Source organism: Janthinobacterium sp. 67, from assembly GCF_002797895.1.
GTDB lineage: Bacteria > Pseudomonadota > Gammaproteobacteria > Burkholderiales > Burkholderiaceae_D > Janthinobacterium.
Genome location: NZ_PGES01000001.1, coordinates 5,156,291 through 5,173,199, shown reverse-complemented (window position 1 = coordinate 5,173,199; position 16,909 = coordinate 5,156,291). Strand labels below are relative to the sequence as shown.

The window sequence follows — 16,909 nt, the reverse complement described above, 5'->3', positions numbered from 1 at the left end:
CACCCTTACTCCTTGCCTTGCGGCGCGGCCTTGGCCGGCTTCGGATACTGCTTGTTGATATCGATGGGCTGCGCATACGCCGAGCTCCACGTCTGCTCATGCAGCGCGGCAATACGCTGTGCCATCTGTTCGTTGCGCAGCACCACTTCCAGGTTGCGCGACAAGTCGAAATAGCCGCCGGCCCAGTTGCTCGTGCCGACCCAGGCCAGCTTGCCGTCGATGGTCATGGTCTTGCTGTGGATCACGCGCGCGAACGGAATGAAACCGGTCGACGCCGCAGGAATCGTCACGATGCGGATTTCCACGTTCGGCACCAGGGCCAGACTCTTCAGGTAGGCGATGGCGGGCGCTTCCGTATTCCAGGCGGACACCATCAGCTTGATCTTCACGCCGCGCTGGGCGGCCGCGCGCACGGCGTTGTCGATCACGGCGTAATACGGCCGCGTGCGGTTCGGGCCATAGGACAACGGCGCGTAATCGAGCAGCTGGATGCGCACCTCGCTTTGCGCTTGCGCCAGCAAGGCGGGCAAGCCCGTTTCCGAGTCGCCCACGCCGGCCGGGTTGTAGGCGTTCGGGCTGGCCAGCAGGAAGGCATTTTGCGCATAGTTGGCGGGCACTACCTTGCTGTTGAGCACCGTGGCGCGGCTGCCTTGCGACGTCAAGGCCTGAGCCTGCCAATCCTGTTCGAAGATGGCTTGCACCTGGTTCACCATGGCCGGTTCCGTGATCTTCAAGCCCGTTTCATGGATGTGCTCGAATGAGCGCCAGTCGAAATTCTGGCTGCCAATGTACGCCACCTGGCCATCGACGGCCAGGTATTTCGCATGCACGATACCGTTGCCCGTCACCTTGTTGAAATCGATGAGGCGCAAGTCCAGGTTCGGAATGGCCTTGATCTGCGCGATGGTCGCCGCTTCCGACAGGCCCACGCCTTTCTGGTCCAGCAGGAAACGGATCTTTACGCCGCGCTGGCCGGCCGCCGTCAGGCTGGCCAGCACTTTTTCAAAAGCCGTACCCGGCTTGCTGACGGCATAAAACTGGGCGATGACGATTTCTTTTTTTGCCCCATCGAACAGCTCGGTCCATACGGCGACGGGCTCGCGCAAGTCGGGATTCGTCAACGTGGTTTCCACGGGCGAGGTGTGCACCAGCTCGAAGCCGGGAATGGCGAAATCGGCGTGGGCCGTGCCCGCGAACAGGGTGGAGAGAAGAACGGAAACAAATAAGCGACGCATGGTTATTCCTTGTAAATTATTTGACGCGCACGATGCGGCCGGCCGCCGTGGCGCTGCCAGCGGGCTTGCCGGCGCGGGCGCGGGCGATCAGGTAGTCGCTGAAGGCGTCGATGTCGCGCACGCCCGTGTCCAGGCGGCGCGTGCCGGCCGCCAGCACGGTGAAGCGGTCACCGCCGCCAGCAAGGAAACTGTTGGCGGCGACTCGGTATTGTTGATTGTCTTCAAGAGGAATGCCATTGAGCATGATGCTGCCCGGCAGCACGCGCTGGCCTTGCGGCCGCGTGCTGTCCCAGCGGTAGCTGAAACCTTCGGATACTTGCAGCAAGTTGCCCTCTTCCGCTTCGGCGCCCGGCCATTGCTGTTCGAGCAAGGCGCGGATTTGCGCACCGGACAGGCTGACGACGATCAAGGTATTGCCGAATGGCACCACGGCCTGATTCTGGCCCACGTTCGTCATCAGATCGGCGCCCGCTTCCAGGTCCTTGCGGATGCCGCCATTGTTCATCAGGCCGATTTGCGCACCGGCAGCACGCGCGCCGAACAGGGTGCTGTCGGCCACCAGGTCGCCCAGCGGGGAAGCGCCGCTGCCCTTGGTGCTGCGGCCCACGTTCGGCACGGCGATGGCGGCCACGGGACGCGACAGTTCCGCCGCGCTGCGCTGCTTGACCGATTCCAGGTAGGCTGCCACGGCCGGGTCCGGCTCATACATGCCCGGCAACATGACGACGTTTTGCGCGCTGGCATCGATCAGCGCATTCTTGACGGGATCGACCTTGAGCTTGATGCGCGTGAGCATATGTCCGCCCATCTGCGCCTGCGTCACCAGGCGGCCATCGACACGGCACAGATAGCCCTGGTGCGAATGGCCGCTGACGACCAGCTGAATCGCCGGATCGAGGCGTTTCACCACGTCGACCACTTCGCCCTTCAAGTGGCTGCAATCGGGCTGGTCGACGGCTTCCTTCGTCTCGCCGCCCTGGTGCAGCAGCACGACGAACACGCCCACGCCCTGCGCGCGCAGCTGCGGCAAGGTGGCGTTGATGGCGTCCGCCTCGTCGCCGAACTGCAGGCCCGCAATGCCGGCGGCCGTCACCACGGACGGCGTATCTTTCAGCACGGCGCCGATCAGGCCCACCTTGACGCCATGCGCCTCTTCGATGCGGTAGGCGGGCAGCAGGGACTTGCCCGTTTGCGTGTCGATCACATTCGCCGCCATATAGGTGTAGCTGGCGCCCTTGAAGTCCGGCGTGAACTTGCACGCCTTGTCGGCGCGCGACGACTCGCAGCCGCCGCGCTGCTGGCGCAGCAATTCCGCCTTGCCCTGGTCAAATTCATGGTTGCCGACGGAACTGGCCCTCATGCCCAGCATGTTCATGGCCACGATGCTCGGTTCATCCGCCCACAGCGCCGACATGGCGGGGCTGGCGCCGACCAGGTCGCCATTGCCCACAAAAATCAGTTGCGCATCTTCGCGGCGCCACGCCGTCAGGGCGCCGGACAAGGTATCGATGCCGCCGGCCTGCACCGTCTTGCGCTCGGCGTCGGCGACGCTCGTGTAAGTGAATTTGCTGCGATCGAGGTTGCCGTGAAAATCGTTCAGGGCGACCAGGTTCACTTCAACCGGACCGCTCGGCGCAGGCGCCAAGTTGCTGCAGCCAGACAGGATGAGGATCAGGGCCGCGGCAGCGACCGGAGTGCGTAGGAAGTGAGCCATGGAATGATATTTATTGAAAAAGGGAAAGAGTAAACCATCTTGTGTATAAAAAAAACGGCTGGTGTCGCCACCAGCCGTTTTTTAGTTTGCCAAGCTGCGAGGCAAGGACGACATTAGAACTCGTACTTGACCGTTGCTTGCAGCGCCCATTGCGATTCGCCTTTGACTTGACGCGTTTCCAGGCTTTCCACCACAGGACGGGTGTTGTAGACATACTTGCCGTTTTCCATACCGGCAAAGTCAACGAAGCTGCGTACCTGGCCACCGGCGCTCTGGAAGCCCACTTCATTGATGCGGCCCCATTTGCGATTGAGCAGGTTACCGAAGTTCAGGATATCGAAGGTAATGATGCCTTTGTTACCCTTGAAGAAGCCCGGTACTTCCTGGCTCATGCGCACATCGAAGCTGTTGGTCCATGGAGAAAAACTCTCGTTACGGCCGATCACGCCACCCTTGGCTTTGCGCAGATCGCCATTGGCGTTGACCACTTTCCAGAACGCTGCCTCGTTGGCGGCGCGCGCTGCTGGCGTGGCGCCGGCAAACACGACCTCACCCGAACCTGGCGCTTTAGGAATGTACATCAAGTCGTTGCCGGCCAGGCCGTCACCGTTCAAGTCATTGTTGATGGTCCAGCTGTATGGCTTGCCGCTACGGCCTTCATAGAACAGACCGAAGGTGGTCTTGTATTCGCCGAAGAAACGTTTTTGCCAGTTGACGTTGGCGGTAAAGCGATCCTTGACCAGATAGTTCGAGTTCGACGCCACGTTTTCGTTCGGATTGAAGACGGCACGGCCGCCCCAGTTCGAGCTGGAGGTCGACGACGTCAGCGGCGATACTTCGGTGCCATCGGTGTAGGTGTACGACGAACCCCACGACAGGCCATCACGGGTCGGGCTGCGCACCGACAGGGTCAGCACGTTCGACTCGCCCTTGTCGGTATTTTTAGCCATCAGCACTTGGCCGAAGGCGGCGTTGCTGCCAGCCTTGGTCAAGGCGCTGCAATTGGCGCCGCCGATCAAGGCGCCATTTGCATTCCAACACGCCGTATTGTAGGCGTTAGGACCATAGTACATTGGACGGCCATCGCTACCGGTTGCCGTTGGCGCACCCATGTTCAGCTCTTCGTAGTAAATCGCGCTCTTGGTCTGGAAACGCAGGTATTCGGCGCTGACGATCAGACCCATCCATGGCAGCTCATGTTCGATGGCCAGATTGGCTTTCCATACCGATGGTTGCGCCAGATCCTGGCTCAAGGCATCGACCTTCATCGCCGGGATAACCGCTGGCACGCTCGTTGGCTGCTTGGTTGGATCCGGATTGAAGAAGCCATCGGTGGTCGGGCAAGTGCCAGCCGACGAGGCGCAGGTAATGTTCTGGGTGGCCATGCCGGTATTCTGGTAAGGATTGCCCAGCCAGACGCTCATCGCCGCCCCCTGGAACAAGCCGAAGCCGCCGCGAACTTGCGTAGGACGCGCCGATTCCAGCTTGTAGTTGAAGCCAAAACGTGGCTGATACAGGTTTTCGCCGTCGATGGTATGCGAGTTATCGATACCGAAACCGCCGGTCTGACGACCGTTAGGCGTGGTACGAGCGACAGTTGCCTGTGCTGCACGCGCATTGAAGATTGGCTTTTCGCCGATGCGGGTACCGTCGATGCGCAGGCCGGCGGTCAACGTCAGCTGCTTGTTGACTTCCCAGGTATCTTGCAGGAACAGGCCGATGTTTTTCAGCGAGAACATCGCCACGGCATCGTCCAGCGTACGGCCCGCTTGTGGCACCTGATAGGTGTACGAGCTAGGACGGCCACGGCTGAAGTTTTCCAGCACGGCTGCCTGCAATTGCGCTGCCGTGGCAGTACCGCAGTTGATGGCGCCGAACGAATAGGCAAATGTGGCGCTGCTGTTAATACAGCCGAAGGTGTAGTTACCGTTGACGTTTTGCAGGAACGCATTATAGATCTCGTTCTTGCTGTAGTCGGTGCCGAACTTGACTTCATGGTCGCCCAGCGACCAGGTACCGGCTGCGTAGAAATCCTTGGTTTTGGTGCCAAGAATGTTACGCTGACGACTCAGTTCGGTACCGAAGTTCAGGAAGCGGTTGCCGGTAGCCAGGCTCGAAGGTGCGCCAGCTGGCAGCGCGCCGCTGAACTGCAGGCCGATTGCCGGCAGATAAGCGTTGTTGCGCGGTACGCTGTCGTAGTCGCGCGACGACACTTTGACTTCGGTCGAGAAGGTCGGGGTCCACTCGGCGGTCCATTGACCAACCAGGGTTTCCAGGCTCTTGTTCTGGTCATACCAGTACGAGCTCAGCGACAGGCCAGTGCCGCTAAAACCGGTGTAAATCGGCTCGGACTGTTCGGTCTTGGTGTAACGCAGCATCATGCGCTGGGTGTCGGTCAGGTTCCAGTCCAGCTTGAGCAACTTTTCCGTCGCCGTGAATTCGGAACCCGCAGGAACGGCCAAAGTACCGGCAGCGATACCGTACTTGTCCTTGGCAATAGCAATCGCGCTATCGATGGCGCCTTGGGTAATTGCCACATTGGTTTGCGCACTGCCGACAGGACCGAATGCTGGCGCGCCGCGCGAGCTGGTGGTTTTTTCGTAGTTAGCAAACAGGAACAGCTTGTCTTCGATCAGCGGGCCGCCCAGGGTAATACCCTTGGTGGTGTCTTTCGATTTTGGCGGTGCGTAGTAAGTGTCGTCGGTGCTGTTGTAACGGTCGCCCGACATGGTGTCGTTACGGAAAGCGTAGTAGACGCTACCCTTGACCTTGTTGGTGCCCGATTTGGTCACCGCGTTGACGTTCGCGCCGGTGTAGCCTTTTTGGGTGACGTCATAGTTGGCAACGTTAACCTGCACCGACTGGATCGCTTCGATCGAAATTGGCTGCTTGCCGGTCGCGGTACCGGATGCTTCCAGGCCGAACGTGTCGTTCACGGCCACGCCGTCAATCGTCATCGAGTTGTAGCGCGAGTTTTGACCGGCAACGGAAATTTCACCGCGCTCTTTGTCGGTTTGCGACAGGCGTGGGTCAGCGCGGGCGTAGTCTTGCAGGCTGCGCGAGATCGATGCCTGGGTAGCCAGTTCGGTCGGGCCGATATTGGTGCCGGCGCCCATGTTGTTGCGGTTGAAAACCTGATTGCGAACTGCATTGGTGCTGACTTTCACCACCTGCATGTCGGCGCCCAGCGTGGCGTCAACGTTGGCCGTTTCCGCCAGGGCGATATACACGCCTTCGCGTTTTTCAACGACGCCATTCTTGGTAATGGTGATGGTGTAAGGACCGCCGGCACGCAGACCGCGTGCAACATAACGGCCTTCTGCATCAGTGGTCACGTTGCTGGCCGAACCGGACTCAACGTGAACGATATTAACTTGCGCGCCAGCTGCCGGCTTGCCGTCAGTAGCCGAGATACGGCCGCCAATGGAAGACGTAGTGTTCTGTGCGAACGATGGTGCCGCTGCCAGTGCAATAGACAGGCTTAACGCGATTTGCGTTAGCCGAAGTCGCTTGTGATTGATCATCTTTAACCCCAGAAAAGACTATTATTTTTGAAAATCCTGGATTGCCCACCATCCGGCTGCGCCGCACAGCAACACAAACACAACATTTCCTCTTTACGATGCTGCAACTGTTACGCCGGCTGGACTGGCTGCGGCCCTGACAAGACCATCACAAAACGCCGTTCCACACATCACAACTATTCATATCCAGACAATAACGGCGGAAAAAACTGCGTCCGATCCGTACGACCCAGGGCGCTAGCACCTGTGTCATTCATCCCACATGCTTACCCGGCCAACATGGCAAGCCGCGAGTGTAATTGTTAAATATTTCAAGACTGTGACACGGCGGCAAAATACAGAAGAATGTCGTCATTTAAGCGCGCGACTGTTTGTTTCATTCTGCATCTCACCTTTATTTACTGCAAATACCCATCTTCATACGATATCGCTCAGATGAATTGTGACTTTTTAATATCACCTTCATCCCACTATGCATCATCGAAAAATGGATGACAAATACGATTTTTTTTACATATTTATATATTTAAAATATAAATAGCATAGGGTAACTAGCTGGATTGATATCGTGCTGACAGCGTCCGGGCTTATGGCGCGAGATTATAAATGAGCAATATGTACTTGAAATTGATTCATCCACGAAATCGGATAAAGTCGTGTATCTGCCGTTAATTGTGTCGCATGGCCGCCACAAAATTAACAAAACGATATTGCGGGGATTTGAGGGGAGAAATGGAAAACGGCCGGAATATCCGGCCGTCAGAGAATATCGGTTGCGAACGTCGCGCAACTTACGGTTTATTACGCTTGCCAGTCTGGTCGGCCGCGGCAATTTGCGCCTCAAAACGTGTGAAGCGGGCATCGAGCGCTTTGAGCAAACGCTGTTTGTCCGCTTCCGCCAGGAAGGAATAGCGCAGGCTGTTATAGGACAGCTTTTTGATTTCCGCATAGTCGGTCTTGTACTGGCTGGCAAACAGCACGTATTCATTCGACAGGGTATTGCGTGACACGCCCGCATCGTCCGTCGAGATCACGAACGGCACGCCGTACTTGCGATATAGGGTGATCGGATGGGCCTGGCCCTTGATACCGAGTATGTAATCGTTGCTGGTCAGATTCACTTCCACGGGGATACCCCGCTCGCGCATCTTTTGCATGGTCGCCAGCGCATTGTGCTCGTACGCGATATCCATGCCGTGGCCGATACGGTCGGCGCCCGCCACATCGACGGCTTCGGCGATATGGAATGCCATGCCTTCCGGCGGCACCATGCCCAGCGCCAGCTCGCCGGCGTGCAGGGCGATCTTGACGTTCGGATATTTGGCCTTGAGGAACTTGAACATTTCCATGTGCAGGCTGTAGTCGCGCATGGACACATTCACGCTTTCCTGGCCCACGATGTTCACGCCCACCAGCAGCGGATTCACGCTCGCCGCCTTGAACGCGGCCACCATCGAGGAAAACACTTGCGATGGCGACAAGAAGCGCAGCACATATGCCTGGTAGCGCATGGTGAAGTTCGCATCGTCGATGCCGGCGCTGCTGGCGTTGACGTTGTCATTGTAGGCGGTGATGCTTTTCTGAAAGCTGGCATCCTGCTCCAGATTCTGCGACCAGTTGGCCAGCACGGCTTGCAACGCTGCCGGCTGCAAGCCCGGCGCCAGCACCTGCTGGTCGAACTGCGTGTTTTGCACGAATGGCGACAATTCGAAAATCGTCTCGATATAGCTGAGGTTTTCCGCGATGGCGCGCTGCTTCAGGGTTTTCAGGCCGTCGGCCGTATTGCTCGACGCGACAGGGCCGAAGTAGCCGAAGGTGTCAAAAAAAGTGCGGTCCGGCGGCGTCTGGATGGCGCCGTGGTTATAGAAATCCTTGGTCGACCAGCGCTGCAGCAAATCCGCATACAAGCCCGCATCGGCAAACACTTCCGTGGACGACAGGCAGCCACGCTGCGCGGCCGGCTTGGCGCGCTCGGCCGCCACGACATCCTTGTTGCTTTCGATGCGGTAAGTCGTCTTGTTGACGCAATAGTTTTCCTTGTCGACCCAGTCGAGGAATTGCTCGGCGTAAATGGCGCCCGAGTAATGGTGATGCAAGTCGCCGCCCTTGGGCATCATGGAAAAGAACAGGCTCAGCTCGGCTGTCTTCGGCTGCGCACCTGCAAGCAGGGCGGCAAAATGGCGCGCGGTGGCCGCTTCGTTGGAAGACGGGGTGGGCACGGCCTTGGCGGCCTGCGCCGTTCCGGTCAATGCCAGCGCGGCGCCAAGCGCCAGGCCAGTGAGTTTCTTGTGCATTCGCGTTCTCGCTCAGGATAATTCGTGTTGAACAACGGGTAGGTCAGCCCTGCCCCCGCACATGCACGCATTGCCCGCCCGAATAGGTGGCGGCCACGGCGCGGTCGTCGCCCAGCAGCGCAAAGGCAAACAGCAATTCCTCAAGGCTTTGACAGCCGGCCGTGCGGCGCTCGAGCAGCGGCGTCGATTGCTTGTCGAGCACAATAAAATCCGCTTCCGTGCCAGCCGTGAAATTGCCCAGGGTGCCTTCCAGCTGCATGGCGCGCGCGGCGCCCAGAGTCGCCAGGTAAAACATGCGCAAGGCGGGCAGATAGCTGCCTTTCAAGCGTGCTACTTTATAGGCTTCGTTCATTGTTTGCAACATTGAGAACGAGGTCCCGCCGCCCACGTCGGTGGCCAGCGACAGCAGCACTTTCGCCGCATCGGCCCGCTCGAAATCGAACAGGCCGCTACCGAGGAACAGGTTGGACGTAGGACAAATGGCGGCCGCCGACGATGTTTCCGCCATGCGCGCGCGGTCGCGCTCGTCGAGCCAGATGCAATGGCCGAACATGGCGCGCGGGCGCAGCATGCCGTACTGGTCGTACACGTCGAGGTAACTGCGCGCCTGCGGGTGCAGTGCGCGCACCCAGCGGCACTCATCCTCGTTTTCCGATACGTGGGTCTGCAAATACGTATCCGGATAGGCGCGGGCCAGCTCGCCCGCCAGGTGCATCTGTTCATTCGTGGACGTGGGCACGAAACGGGGCGTGATCGCGTACAGCGAGCGGCCGTGCTTGTGCCAGCGCTGGATCAGCGCCTCGCTGTCGCGCGCACCCGACTCGGCCGTGTCGCGCAGGAACTCGGGACAATTGCGGTCCATCATGACCTTGCCCGCCACCATGCGCATGCCGCGCGCCTCGCTGGCGCCAAAGAAGGCATCGACCGATTGCGGATGCACGCTGCCATACACCATGGCCGTGGTGGTGCCGCAGCGCAGCAGTTCATCGAGGAAAAACTCAGCCACGTTGCGCGCATGCTCGGGATTCTCAAACGCGCGCTCGGTCGGAAAGGTGTACGTTTCCAGCCACGGCAGCAAACCGGGTGCGGGCGAGGCGATCATTTCCGTCTGCGGGAAGTGCAGATGCGTATCGATGAAACCGGGCACGATCAGCTTGCCGCGGTAGTCGACGATCTGCGTGCCGGGCGGCAGAGTTGCCTGCAATGAAGCGTAGTCGCCGGCTGCCACGACCTTGCCATCGGCCACGATCAGCAAGCCGTCCGCATGCCAGGCATGCGCCTCCTCGCTGAAGGCGGGATCGGCGTGGAAGTGCAGCAAGCTGGCTCGGTAAGCTTGCAATGTGGCAGGAACAATCGGCATGGCTTCTTTCTATAAGGGGTGAATGGCGGCGCGTGCTGGGCGCCGCAGCGGCGCGCTGGCAGAGACCAGCCGCAGCGGTGCGGCCAGGGCGGCAGCGGCCGCCTCTTCCCACACCATCAGTAATTGACAGGCAACGGACGCGGCGATCACGGCCGGCGCCTTGTTGCGGATGCCAGGCATGCCGATCGGACACACCATGGCGGCAATGCGCTCATCCGGCACGCCGCGCACCCGCAGGCGGTGCTCGAACTGCTTGCGTTTCGTGTGCGAACCGATCAAGCCGAACCAGCCAGCATCCTCGCGCTCCATGATGGCTTGCGTCAAGCGTTGATCGAGCGCATGGCTGTGCGTCATGACGAGAAAACTGCCGCCCGGCGGCGCCATGGCGACAAATTCCTCGGGCGTATCGGTGGCGGCGATGCGGACATTATCAGGTAGTTGCGTAGGAAACATGTCCTCGCGCTCATCGACCCACGTGATATTGCAGGGCAAGTGGGCCAGCGCGCGCACGATGGCGGCACCCACGTGGCCGGCGCCGAACAAGGTCAGGTGCGCGCGCGGCGCCAGGCAAGGGTCGACCAGCCAGCGCCGCCCTTTGCTATCCTGAGCGACATGGGTTGTGCGCTCGCGCAAAAACGTGTCAGGCGCCTGTTCGCCAGTGCCGGCGATCAAGCGACCGGCGGCGTCGAACAGGGCCGAGGCGGGTTCACCATCGAGCGCCGTCAAACGCCAGCTGTCGTGCTGGCGGCGTTCGCGCAAGGCGGCCAGCAATTCTTGCAAACTGGCATCGACGTATTCAAAAGCCAGGTGGACGACGCCGCCACAGCATTGCCCCAGGCTGGGACCCAGCGCGAAACGCTCGAGCCGCGCATGGGTATCACCCGTGGCCAGCATGGTCTTGGCGATTTCCACGGCGCGCAACTCCAGGTGGCCGCCACCGATGGTATCGACTTGGCCATCGAGGCTGACGCGCATCTTCGCACCCGCCTCGCGCGGTCCGGAACCTTCCACCAGCGCAACCGTCACCAGCACGGATGCCTGCGTGTCATTCTCGATTGCTGTCAGCCAGTCGCTCATCGTCTGCCCCTATGCGCCGGCATGCGCCGCTTGCACGGCCATCACCGCCTTGAGGATTTCCTCGCTGGTGGCAGGCGCATTCAGCGGTGGTTGCACGGCGTGATGACCGACGCTGGAAATGGCGTCGCGGATGGCAAAGAAGACGGAAAACGGCAACAGCAGCGGCGGCTCGCCCACGGCCTTGGAACGGTGGATGCTGTCTTCCACGTTACGGTTCTGGAACAGCTGGACGCGAAAATCTTCCGGACAATCTGAAATGCCGGGAATTTTATAGGTCGATGGCGCGTGCGTCATCAGCTTGCCTGCGGCATTCCACCACAACTGCTCCGTCGTCAGCCAGCCCATGCCCTGGATAAATGCACCTTCCACCTGGCCCAGGTCGATGGCAGGATTGAGCGATTGGCCCGCATCGTACAAGGCGTCCGCGCGCAGCAGCTTCCATTCGCCCGTCAGGGTATCGACCACCACTTCGGCCACGGCCGCGCCGTACGCATAATAGGAAAACGGATGGCCCGTCATCGTCTTCGCATCCCACGACAGCCCGGGCGTGGCATAAAAACCGTCCGACCACAGTTGCACGCGGGCCAGATACGCCTTTTGCACCAGCTCGGCAAACGCAACGGCGTGACCATGGACGTGGATATGGTTGTCGAAGAAGCGCACGGAAGCGGCCTCACCGCCGTACAGTTTGACCGCGTACTCGGCCAGCCGTTCACGGATCTGGCGCGCCGCATCCTGCGCCGCCTTGCCGTTCAGGTCGGCGCCCGTGGACGCCGCCGTGGCCGACGTGTTCGCCACCTTGCTCGTATCGGTGGCCGTGGCGCGCACTTTGTCCAGGTCCAGGCCAAGCTCATGCGCCACCACTTGCATGACCTTGGTATTGATGCCCTGCCCCATTTCCGTGCCGCCATGGTTGACCAGCACGGAGCCATCGACGTACACGTGGACTAGCGCACCAGCCTGGTTCAGATGCGTGACGTTGAAGGCGATGCCGAATTTCAGCGGCGTGAACGCCAGGCCCTTCTTCAGGATGGGGCTGGCCTCGTTGAACGCATCGATTGCCCGGCGGCGCGCGCGATAATCGCTGCTCGCTTCCAGTTCCGCGACGAGTTCGTGGATCACGTTGTCGACGATTTTTTGCCCGTACGGCGTGACGTTGCGTCCTTCCGCATCGTTGCGGCCATAGAAATTGAGCAGGCGGATATCGAGCGCATCGCGTTTTAAATGGCGGGCAATTTCATCGATCACGTACTCGATGGCAATGGCGCCCTGCGGCCCGCCAAAGCCCCGGAAAGCCGTGTTCGACTGCGTATTCGTCTTGCCGCAGGCGGCGCGGATGTCCACGTCGGACAGGTAATAGGTGTTGTCGAAGTGGCAGACGGCGCGCGTGGCGACGGGGCCGGACAGGTCGGCCGAGTAGCCGGCGCGCGTGGTCATGTCGACCTTGGCGGCAAGGATGCGGCCATCGTCGTCGTAGCCTACTTCGTACTCATAGTAGAAACAGTGGCGCTTGCCCGTCACCAGCATGTCGTCGTCGCGGTCGGCGCGCAATTTGACGGGACGCTTCAATTTCGCCGCCGCAATCGATGCGGCCGCCGCCCACAGGGCCGACTGCGATTCCTTGCCGCCGAAACCGCCGCCCATGCGCCGGCATTCGACGGTGATGTTGTGCGAGTGCACGCCCAGCGCATGCGCCACCACGTGCTGCATCTCGCTCGGATGCTGGGTCGAACACAGCACCAGCATGCCCTGCGCTTCCTTCGGGATGGCGTAGGAAATCTGTCCTTCCAGATAAAACTGTTCCTGTCCGCCCACATACAGCTGGCCCTTGACCACGTGCGGCGCGCCCTCGAACGCGGCCTGGTAGTTGCCGCGTGTCAGCCGCATCGGCGGCAGCACATATGATTGCGCGGCCTTCGCCGCCTGCGGCGTCATGATCGCGGGTAATTCATCGTAAGACACCTGCGCCAGGCGGGCGGCGCGGCGCGCATGGTCATGCGTATCGGCCACCACGATGAAGATGGGCTGGCCCACGTATTGCACCAGTTCCGCCGCCAGGATGGGGTCGTCATGGATGATGGGGCCGCAATCATTGGTGCCAGGAATGTCGTGTGCCGTGTAGACGGCAACAACACCCGTGGCGGCGCGCACGGCGGACAGGTCCATGGCCGTGATGCGCGCGTGGGGCTTTTGCGACAGGCCCAAGGCTGCGTGCAAGGTGCCTTGCAATTCGGCGATATCGTCCGTGTACGTGGCTTGCCCCAGCACATGCAATTGCGCCGACTCATGCGGACTGGGCTTGCCCACGGCGCCCCAGGCGGCCGCTTGCAGTTCGGGCGTGGCAGGATGGTTCATGCTGGTCCTTTCAGGCGCGGCAAGCGTAGGCGTTGACGGCGGTGCGCAGCAGCGGCGCACCGGGGCGTGTTTCCAGCCAGAAGCGGCGCAACAGGTTTTGCGCCGTCGTCATGCGGTAGGTGTTCGACGCGCGCATGTCCGACAGCGGCGCGTAATCGTCGGCCAGCAGACGCATGGCGACGAGCAAGTTCTCTTCCGTCCACGCCTGTCCGCGCAAAAACGCTTCCGTTTGCGCGGCGCGCTGCGGTGTGGCCGCCATGCCGCCAAAGGCGATGCGCGCATCGATGATGCGCTCGCCGTCGAGCTGGAAGGCGAACGCGGCGCACACGGCAGAGATATCCTGGTCGAAACGCTTGGCTAGCTTATATGTGCGGAAATGCACGTCGGCACGGGGCAATGGCACGCGCACGGCTTCGACGAACTCGCCTGGCTGCAGATCCTTCTTTTGATATCCAAGATAAAAATCTTCCAGCGGCATGCTGCGCTGGCCGGCAGGACCGTGCAGCACGATATCGCTGCCCAGCGCAATCAGCCATGGCATCGAATCGCCGATCGGCGAGCCATTGGCCACATTGCCGCCCAAAGTACCCGCGTTACGGATCGGCAAGGAAGCAAAGCGCTGCCACAGTTCCGACAGCTCTTCGGGATAATGCTGGCACAGGGCCGCATAGGCATCGTTGAGGCTGGCGCCGGCGCCAATGTGCAGCTTGCCATCATCCACGGCGATGGTTTTCAGTGCGGCCACGTTGCCGAGATAAATGATGTCGCCCAGGTCGCGCAGTTGCTTGGTCACCCACAGGCCAATGTCGGTGGAGCCGGCCAGCAAGCATGCTTGCGGCTTTTCCGCGCGCAGCGCCACCAGTTCGTCAATAGTGCGCGGCGCATGGAAGTGCTGGCCGCCATGTTCATACGTAGTCACGCTGCCGCGCTGCAGGGCCTGCAATTGCTGCGCCAGGGTATCGCGATCAAACGTGACGTGCGGTAATTCAGTCATGCGTCTGGCCGCATCGATGATGGGCCGGTAACCCGTGCAGCGGCACAGATTGCCGGACAGGGTATCGTCGATTTCACAGCGCGTGGGCGTCGCGCCGTTTTTCTCCAGGTACATGCCCCACAAGGACATGACAAAGCCGGGTGTGCAAAAACCGCACTGGGAACCGTGGCATTCGACCATCGCCTGCTGCACCGGGTGCAGGGCGCCGTCGGGCTGTTGCAAGTCTTCCACGGAAAACAGGGCCTTGCCATCGAGCGTGGGGATGAGCTGGATGCAGGCGTTGACGGCCTTCATCTCGACCTGGCCATCCAGCAGGCTGCCGATGACCACCGTGCAGGCGCCGCAATCGCCTTCGGCGCAGCCTTCCTTGGTGCCCGTGCAATGCAAATCCTCGCGCAGGTGCTGCAACACAGTCTGCGTAGGGGCGGCGTCGCGTACTTCCTGTACGGCACCACGGTAATAAAAACGGATCGGTTCTGACATGCTGGCCTCGGTATAGTCCCAGTATAGGAGATTAACACCGGCATATGGGACAACTATATGCAAAGACTGATTTTACTTATCATCCCATTTCAATAGAACTCAGGCCTGGAATGGATGCGTCGCATGCCAGTGTTCGGCGATATCGATGCGGCGCGTGATCCACACCTGCTCATGGCCCTGCACATAGTCGAGAAAGCGCGCCAGTGCCGCGGCCCGTCCTGGGCGCCCGACCAGGCGACAATGCAAGCCCACGGACAACATCTTGGGTTGATTCAAGCCGTCCGGATCACCTTCTGCATACAGCACGTCGAAGGCATCCTTCAGATAATCGAAAAACTGCGTGCCCGAATTAAAGCCCTGCATGGCGGCAAAGCGCATGTCGTTCGTGTCTAGGGTATAGGGTACGATCAATTGCGGCTGCACGGCCGGCATGCCGGCGGCATCCGTGCATGCCACCTTTTCCCAGAATGGCAAGTCGTCGCCATAATAATCGGCGTCATAGCGGAAACCGCCATGCTCGACCACCAGTTTGCGCGTATTCGGAGAATCGCGCCCCGTGTACCAGCCTTGCGGCGCGGACCCCGTCAATTCGCGGATGATCTGCACGGCTTCGCGCATGTGTTCGCGTTCCGTCGCTTCATCCATGTTTTGATAGGAAATCCAGCGCAAGCCGTGGCAGGCGATTTCATGTCCCAGTTGCTGGAAGGCGGCCACCGCCTCCGGATTGCGTTTCAAGGCCATCGATACGCCAAACACCGTCAGCGGCAGGCGCCGCTCCTCGAACATGCGCAGCAAACGCCATAGGCCGGCACGCGAGCCGTATTCGTAAATCGACTCCATGCTCAGGTGGCGCGCGGGAAAAGCGGCCGCACCGATCATTTCCGATAAAAACGTTTCCGAGGCGGGATCGCCATGCAGCACGCTGTTTTCCGCGCCCTCTTCATAATTGAGGACGAATTGCAGGGCGATGCGGGCCTTGCCCGGCCATTGCGGGTGGGGTGGCGTGCGGCCATAGCCGATCAAGTCGCGTGGATAATGTTCGTAATTGTTCATGCGGAGGCGCGCCTATAGGAGGACAATGTTGGCTATATGCCCAATCATATAGCCCGGCGCAGTCACCGGTATATGATTTGCACGATAAGCACATTCACTCACCCTATATACAGGATAGCAAATGGGAAAACTCAGCACGCATGTACTCGATATCGCCCACGGCAAGCCGGGAGCCGGCGTCAAGGTAGCCCTGTTTTCGGTCGCACCGGAAGGCAAAGTGTTATTGAAGATGGATATGACCAATAGCGACGGCCGCTGCAGCACGCCTTTGCTGGAAGGCGACAGCATGAAAGCGGGCCAGTATGAACTGGTGTTCAACGCAGGCGACTATTTCGCCGCCCAAGGCGTGGAACTGCCCTCGCCCCGCTTCATCGACCTGGTAACGCTTTCATTTGGCATTGCGCATACGGATGAGAATTACCACGTGCCGCTGGTGGTGTCGCCATGGTCGTATTCCACTTACCGCGGTAGCTGATCCCGCGATGCCAACAATGTTGTCGGATTACGCTACGCTAATCCGACCTACTGGACTTTACATGAGCGTAGGTCGGATTAGGCCGCAGGCCGTAATCCGACAACACCACCGGCGTCAACAAACCTGCAGACGAAAAAAAACCCGCCAATTGCTTGACGGGTTTTTTTCTAGGAGGAACAGCCGGGGGCTGTTTCTCCAAATAACAAGCCTGACGATAACCTACTTTCACACTGGTTGCAGCACTATCATCGGCGCAAAGTTGTTTCACGGTCCTGTTCGGGATGGGAAGGGGTGGGACCAACTTGCTATGGTCATCAGGCATAACTTGTACTGGCGTTTGTCCTC

10 protein-coding genes and 1 rRNA gene are annotated in these 16,909 nt (G+C 60.1%); 1 reads left to right on the top strand and 10 read right to left on the bottom strand.

What is annotated here, in order from left to right; all coding sequences use genetic code 11:
- Positions 1–5 precede the first annotated feature (5 nt).
- The 9 genes from CLU90_RS23245 to puuE all read right to left on the bottom strand — a co-directional run bounded on the left by CLU90_RS23245 (position 6) and on the right by puuE (position 16,089).
- A complete protein-coding gene (locus CLU90_RS23245) occupies positions 6–1,235 on the bottom strand; it encodes a phospholipase D-like domain-containing protein (RefSeq protein ID WP_092715805.1) in 1,230 nt (409 codons plus the stop codon).
- 16 nt (positions 1,236–1,251) lie between these two features.
- Positions 1,252–2,949 (bottom strand): bifunctional metallophosphatase/5'-nucleotidase, encoded by a 1,698-nt coding sequence (locus CLU90_RS23240; protein ID WP_232731307.1) that lies wholly within the window; start codon positions 2,947–2,949, stop codon positions 1,252–1,254.
- Between the two features lie 113 nt (positions 2,950–3,062).
- Positions 3,063–6,473 carry a TonB-dependent receptor gene (locus CLU90_RS23235; protein WP_100429015.1) on the bottom strand — a complete coding sequence of 1,137 codons (3,411 nt, stop codon included), beginning with the start codon at positions 6,471–6,473 and terminating at the stop codon, positions 3,063–3,065.
- Between the two features lie 791 nt (positions 6,474–7,264).
- Entirely contained in the window at positions 7,265–8,767 is a 1,503-nt protein-coding gene (locus tag CLU90_RS23230; protein WP_092715803.1) for an adenosine deaminase family protein, read from the bottom strand.
- A 43-nt stretch (positions 8,768–8,810) separates the two neighbouring features.
- Positions 8,811–10,127, bottom strand: coding sequence for a guanine deaminase (gene guaD / locus CLU90_RS23225; protein ID WP_092715801.1), 1,317 nt, complete (start codon positions 10,125–10,127; stop codon positions 8,811–8,813).
- Between the two features lie 9 nt (positions 10,128–10,136).
- Positions 10,137–11,204, bottom strand: a complete 1,068-nt coding sequence (gene xdhC, locus CLU90_RS23220; protein ID WP_092715799.1) for a xanthine dehydrogenase accessory protein XdhC — start codon at positions 11,202–11,204, stop codon at positions 10,137–10,139.
- Positions 11,205–11,213: 9 nt separating this feature from the next.
- On the bottom strand, positions 11,214–13,559 hold the full coding sequence (gene xdhB, locus CLU90_RS23215) for a xanthine dehydrogenase molybdopterin binding subunit (RefSeq protein WP_100429014.1): 2,346 nt from the start codon (positions 13,557–13,559) through the stop codon (positions 11,214–11,216).
- Positions 13,560–13,569: 10 nt separating this feature from the next.
- On the bottom strand, positions 13,570–15,036 hold the full coding sequence (gene xdhA / locus CLU90_RS23210; RefSeq protein WP_092715795.1) for a xanthine dehydrogenase small subunit: 1,467 nt from the start codon (positions 15,034–15,036) through the stop codon (positions 13,570–13,572).
- 99 nt (positions 15,037–15,135) lie between these two features.
- Entirely contained in the window at positions 15,136–16,089 is a 954-nt protein-coding gene (puuE, locus tag CLU90_RS23205; RefSeq protein WP_092715793.1) for an allantoinase PuuE, read from the bottom strand.
- Positions 16,090–16,210: 121 nt separating this feature from the next.
- Here puuE and uraH point away from each other — a divergent pair, with 121 nt between their 5' ends.
- Positions 16,211–16,564, top strand: a complete 354-nt coding sequence (gene uraH, locus CLU90_RS23200) for a hydroxyisourate hydrolase (RefSeq protein ID WP_086140153.1) — start codon at positions 16,211–16,213, stop codon at positions 16,562–16,564.
- Positions 16,565–16,770: 206 nt separating this feature from the next.
- On the opposite strand, the gene rrf is transcribed toward uraH, so the two are convergent.
- Positions 16,771–16,883: ribosomal RNA gene (gene rrf, locus CLU90_RS23195) — 5S ribosomal RNA — on the bottom strand.
- Between the last annotated feature and the right edge of the window lie 26 nt (positions 16,884–16,909).

Bases quoted from the DNA above. Each gene is read 5' to 3' on its own strand.
- CLU90_RS23235 (WP_100429015.1), bottom strand. From the start codon at position 6,473: ATGATCAATCACAAGCGACTTCGGCTAACGCAAATCGCGTTAAGCCTG.
- CLU90_RS23230 (WP_092715803.1), bottom strand. From the start codon at position 8,767: ATGCACAAGAAACTCACTGGCCTGGCGCTTGGCGCCGCGCTGGCATTG.
- CLU90_RS23240 (WP_232731307.1), bottom strand. From the start codon at position 2,949: ATGGCTCACTTCCTACGCACTCCGGTCGCTGCCGCGGCCCTGATCCTC.
- xdhB (WP_100429014.1), bottom strand. From the start codon at position 13,559: ATGAACCATCCTGCCACGCCCGAACTGCAAGCGGCCGCCTGGGGCGCC.
- xdhC (WP_092715799.1), bottom strand. From the start codon at position 11,204: ATGAGCGACTGGCTGACAGCAATCGAGAATGACACGCAGGCATCCGTG.
- xdhA (WP_092715795.1), bottom strand. From the start codon at position 15,036: ATGTCAGAACCGATCCGTTTTTATTACCGTGGTGCCGTACAGGAAGTA.
- guaD (WP_092715801.1), bottom strand. From the start codon at position 10,127: ATGCCGATTGTTCCTGCCACATTGCAAGCTTACCGAGCCAGCTTGCTG.
- CLU90_RS23245 (WP_092715805.1), bottom strand. From the start codon at position 1,235: ATGCGTCGCTTATTTGTTTCCGTTCTTCTCTCCACCCTGTTCGCGGGC.
- uraH (WP_086140153.1), top strand. From the start codon at position 16,211: ATGGGAAAACTCAGCACGCATGTACTCGATATCGCCCACGGCAAGCCG.
- puuE (WP_092715793.1), bottom strand. From the start codon at position 16,089: ATGAACAATTACGAACATTATCCACGCGACTTGATCGGCTATGGCCGC.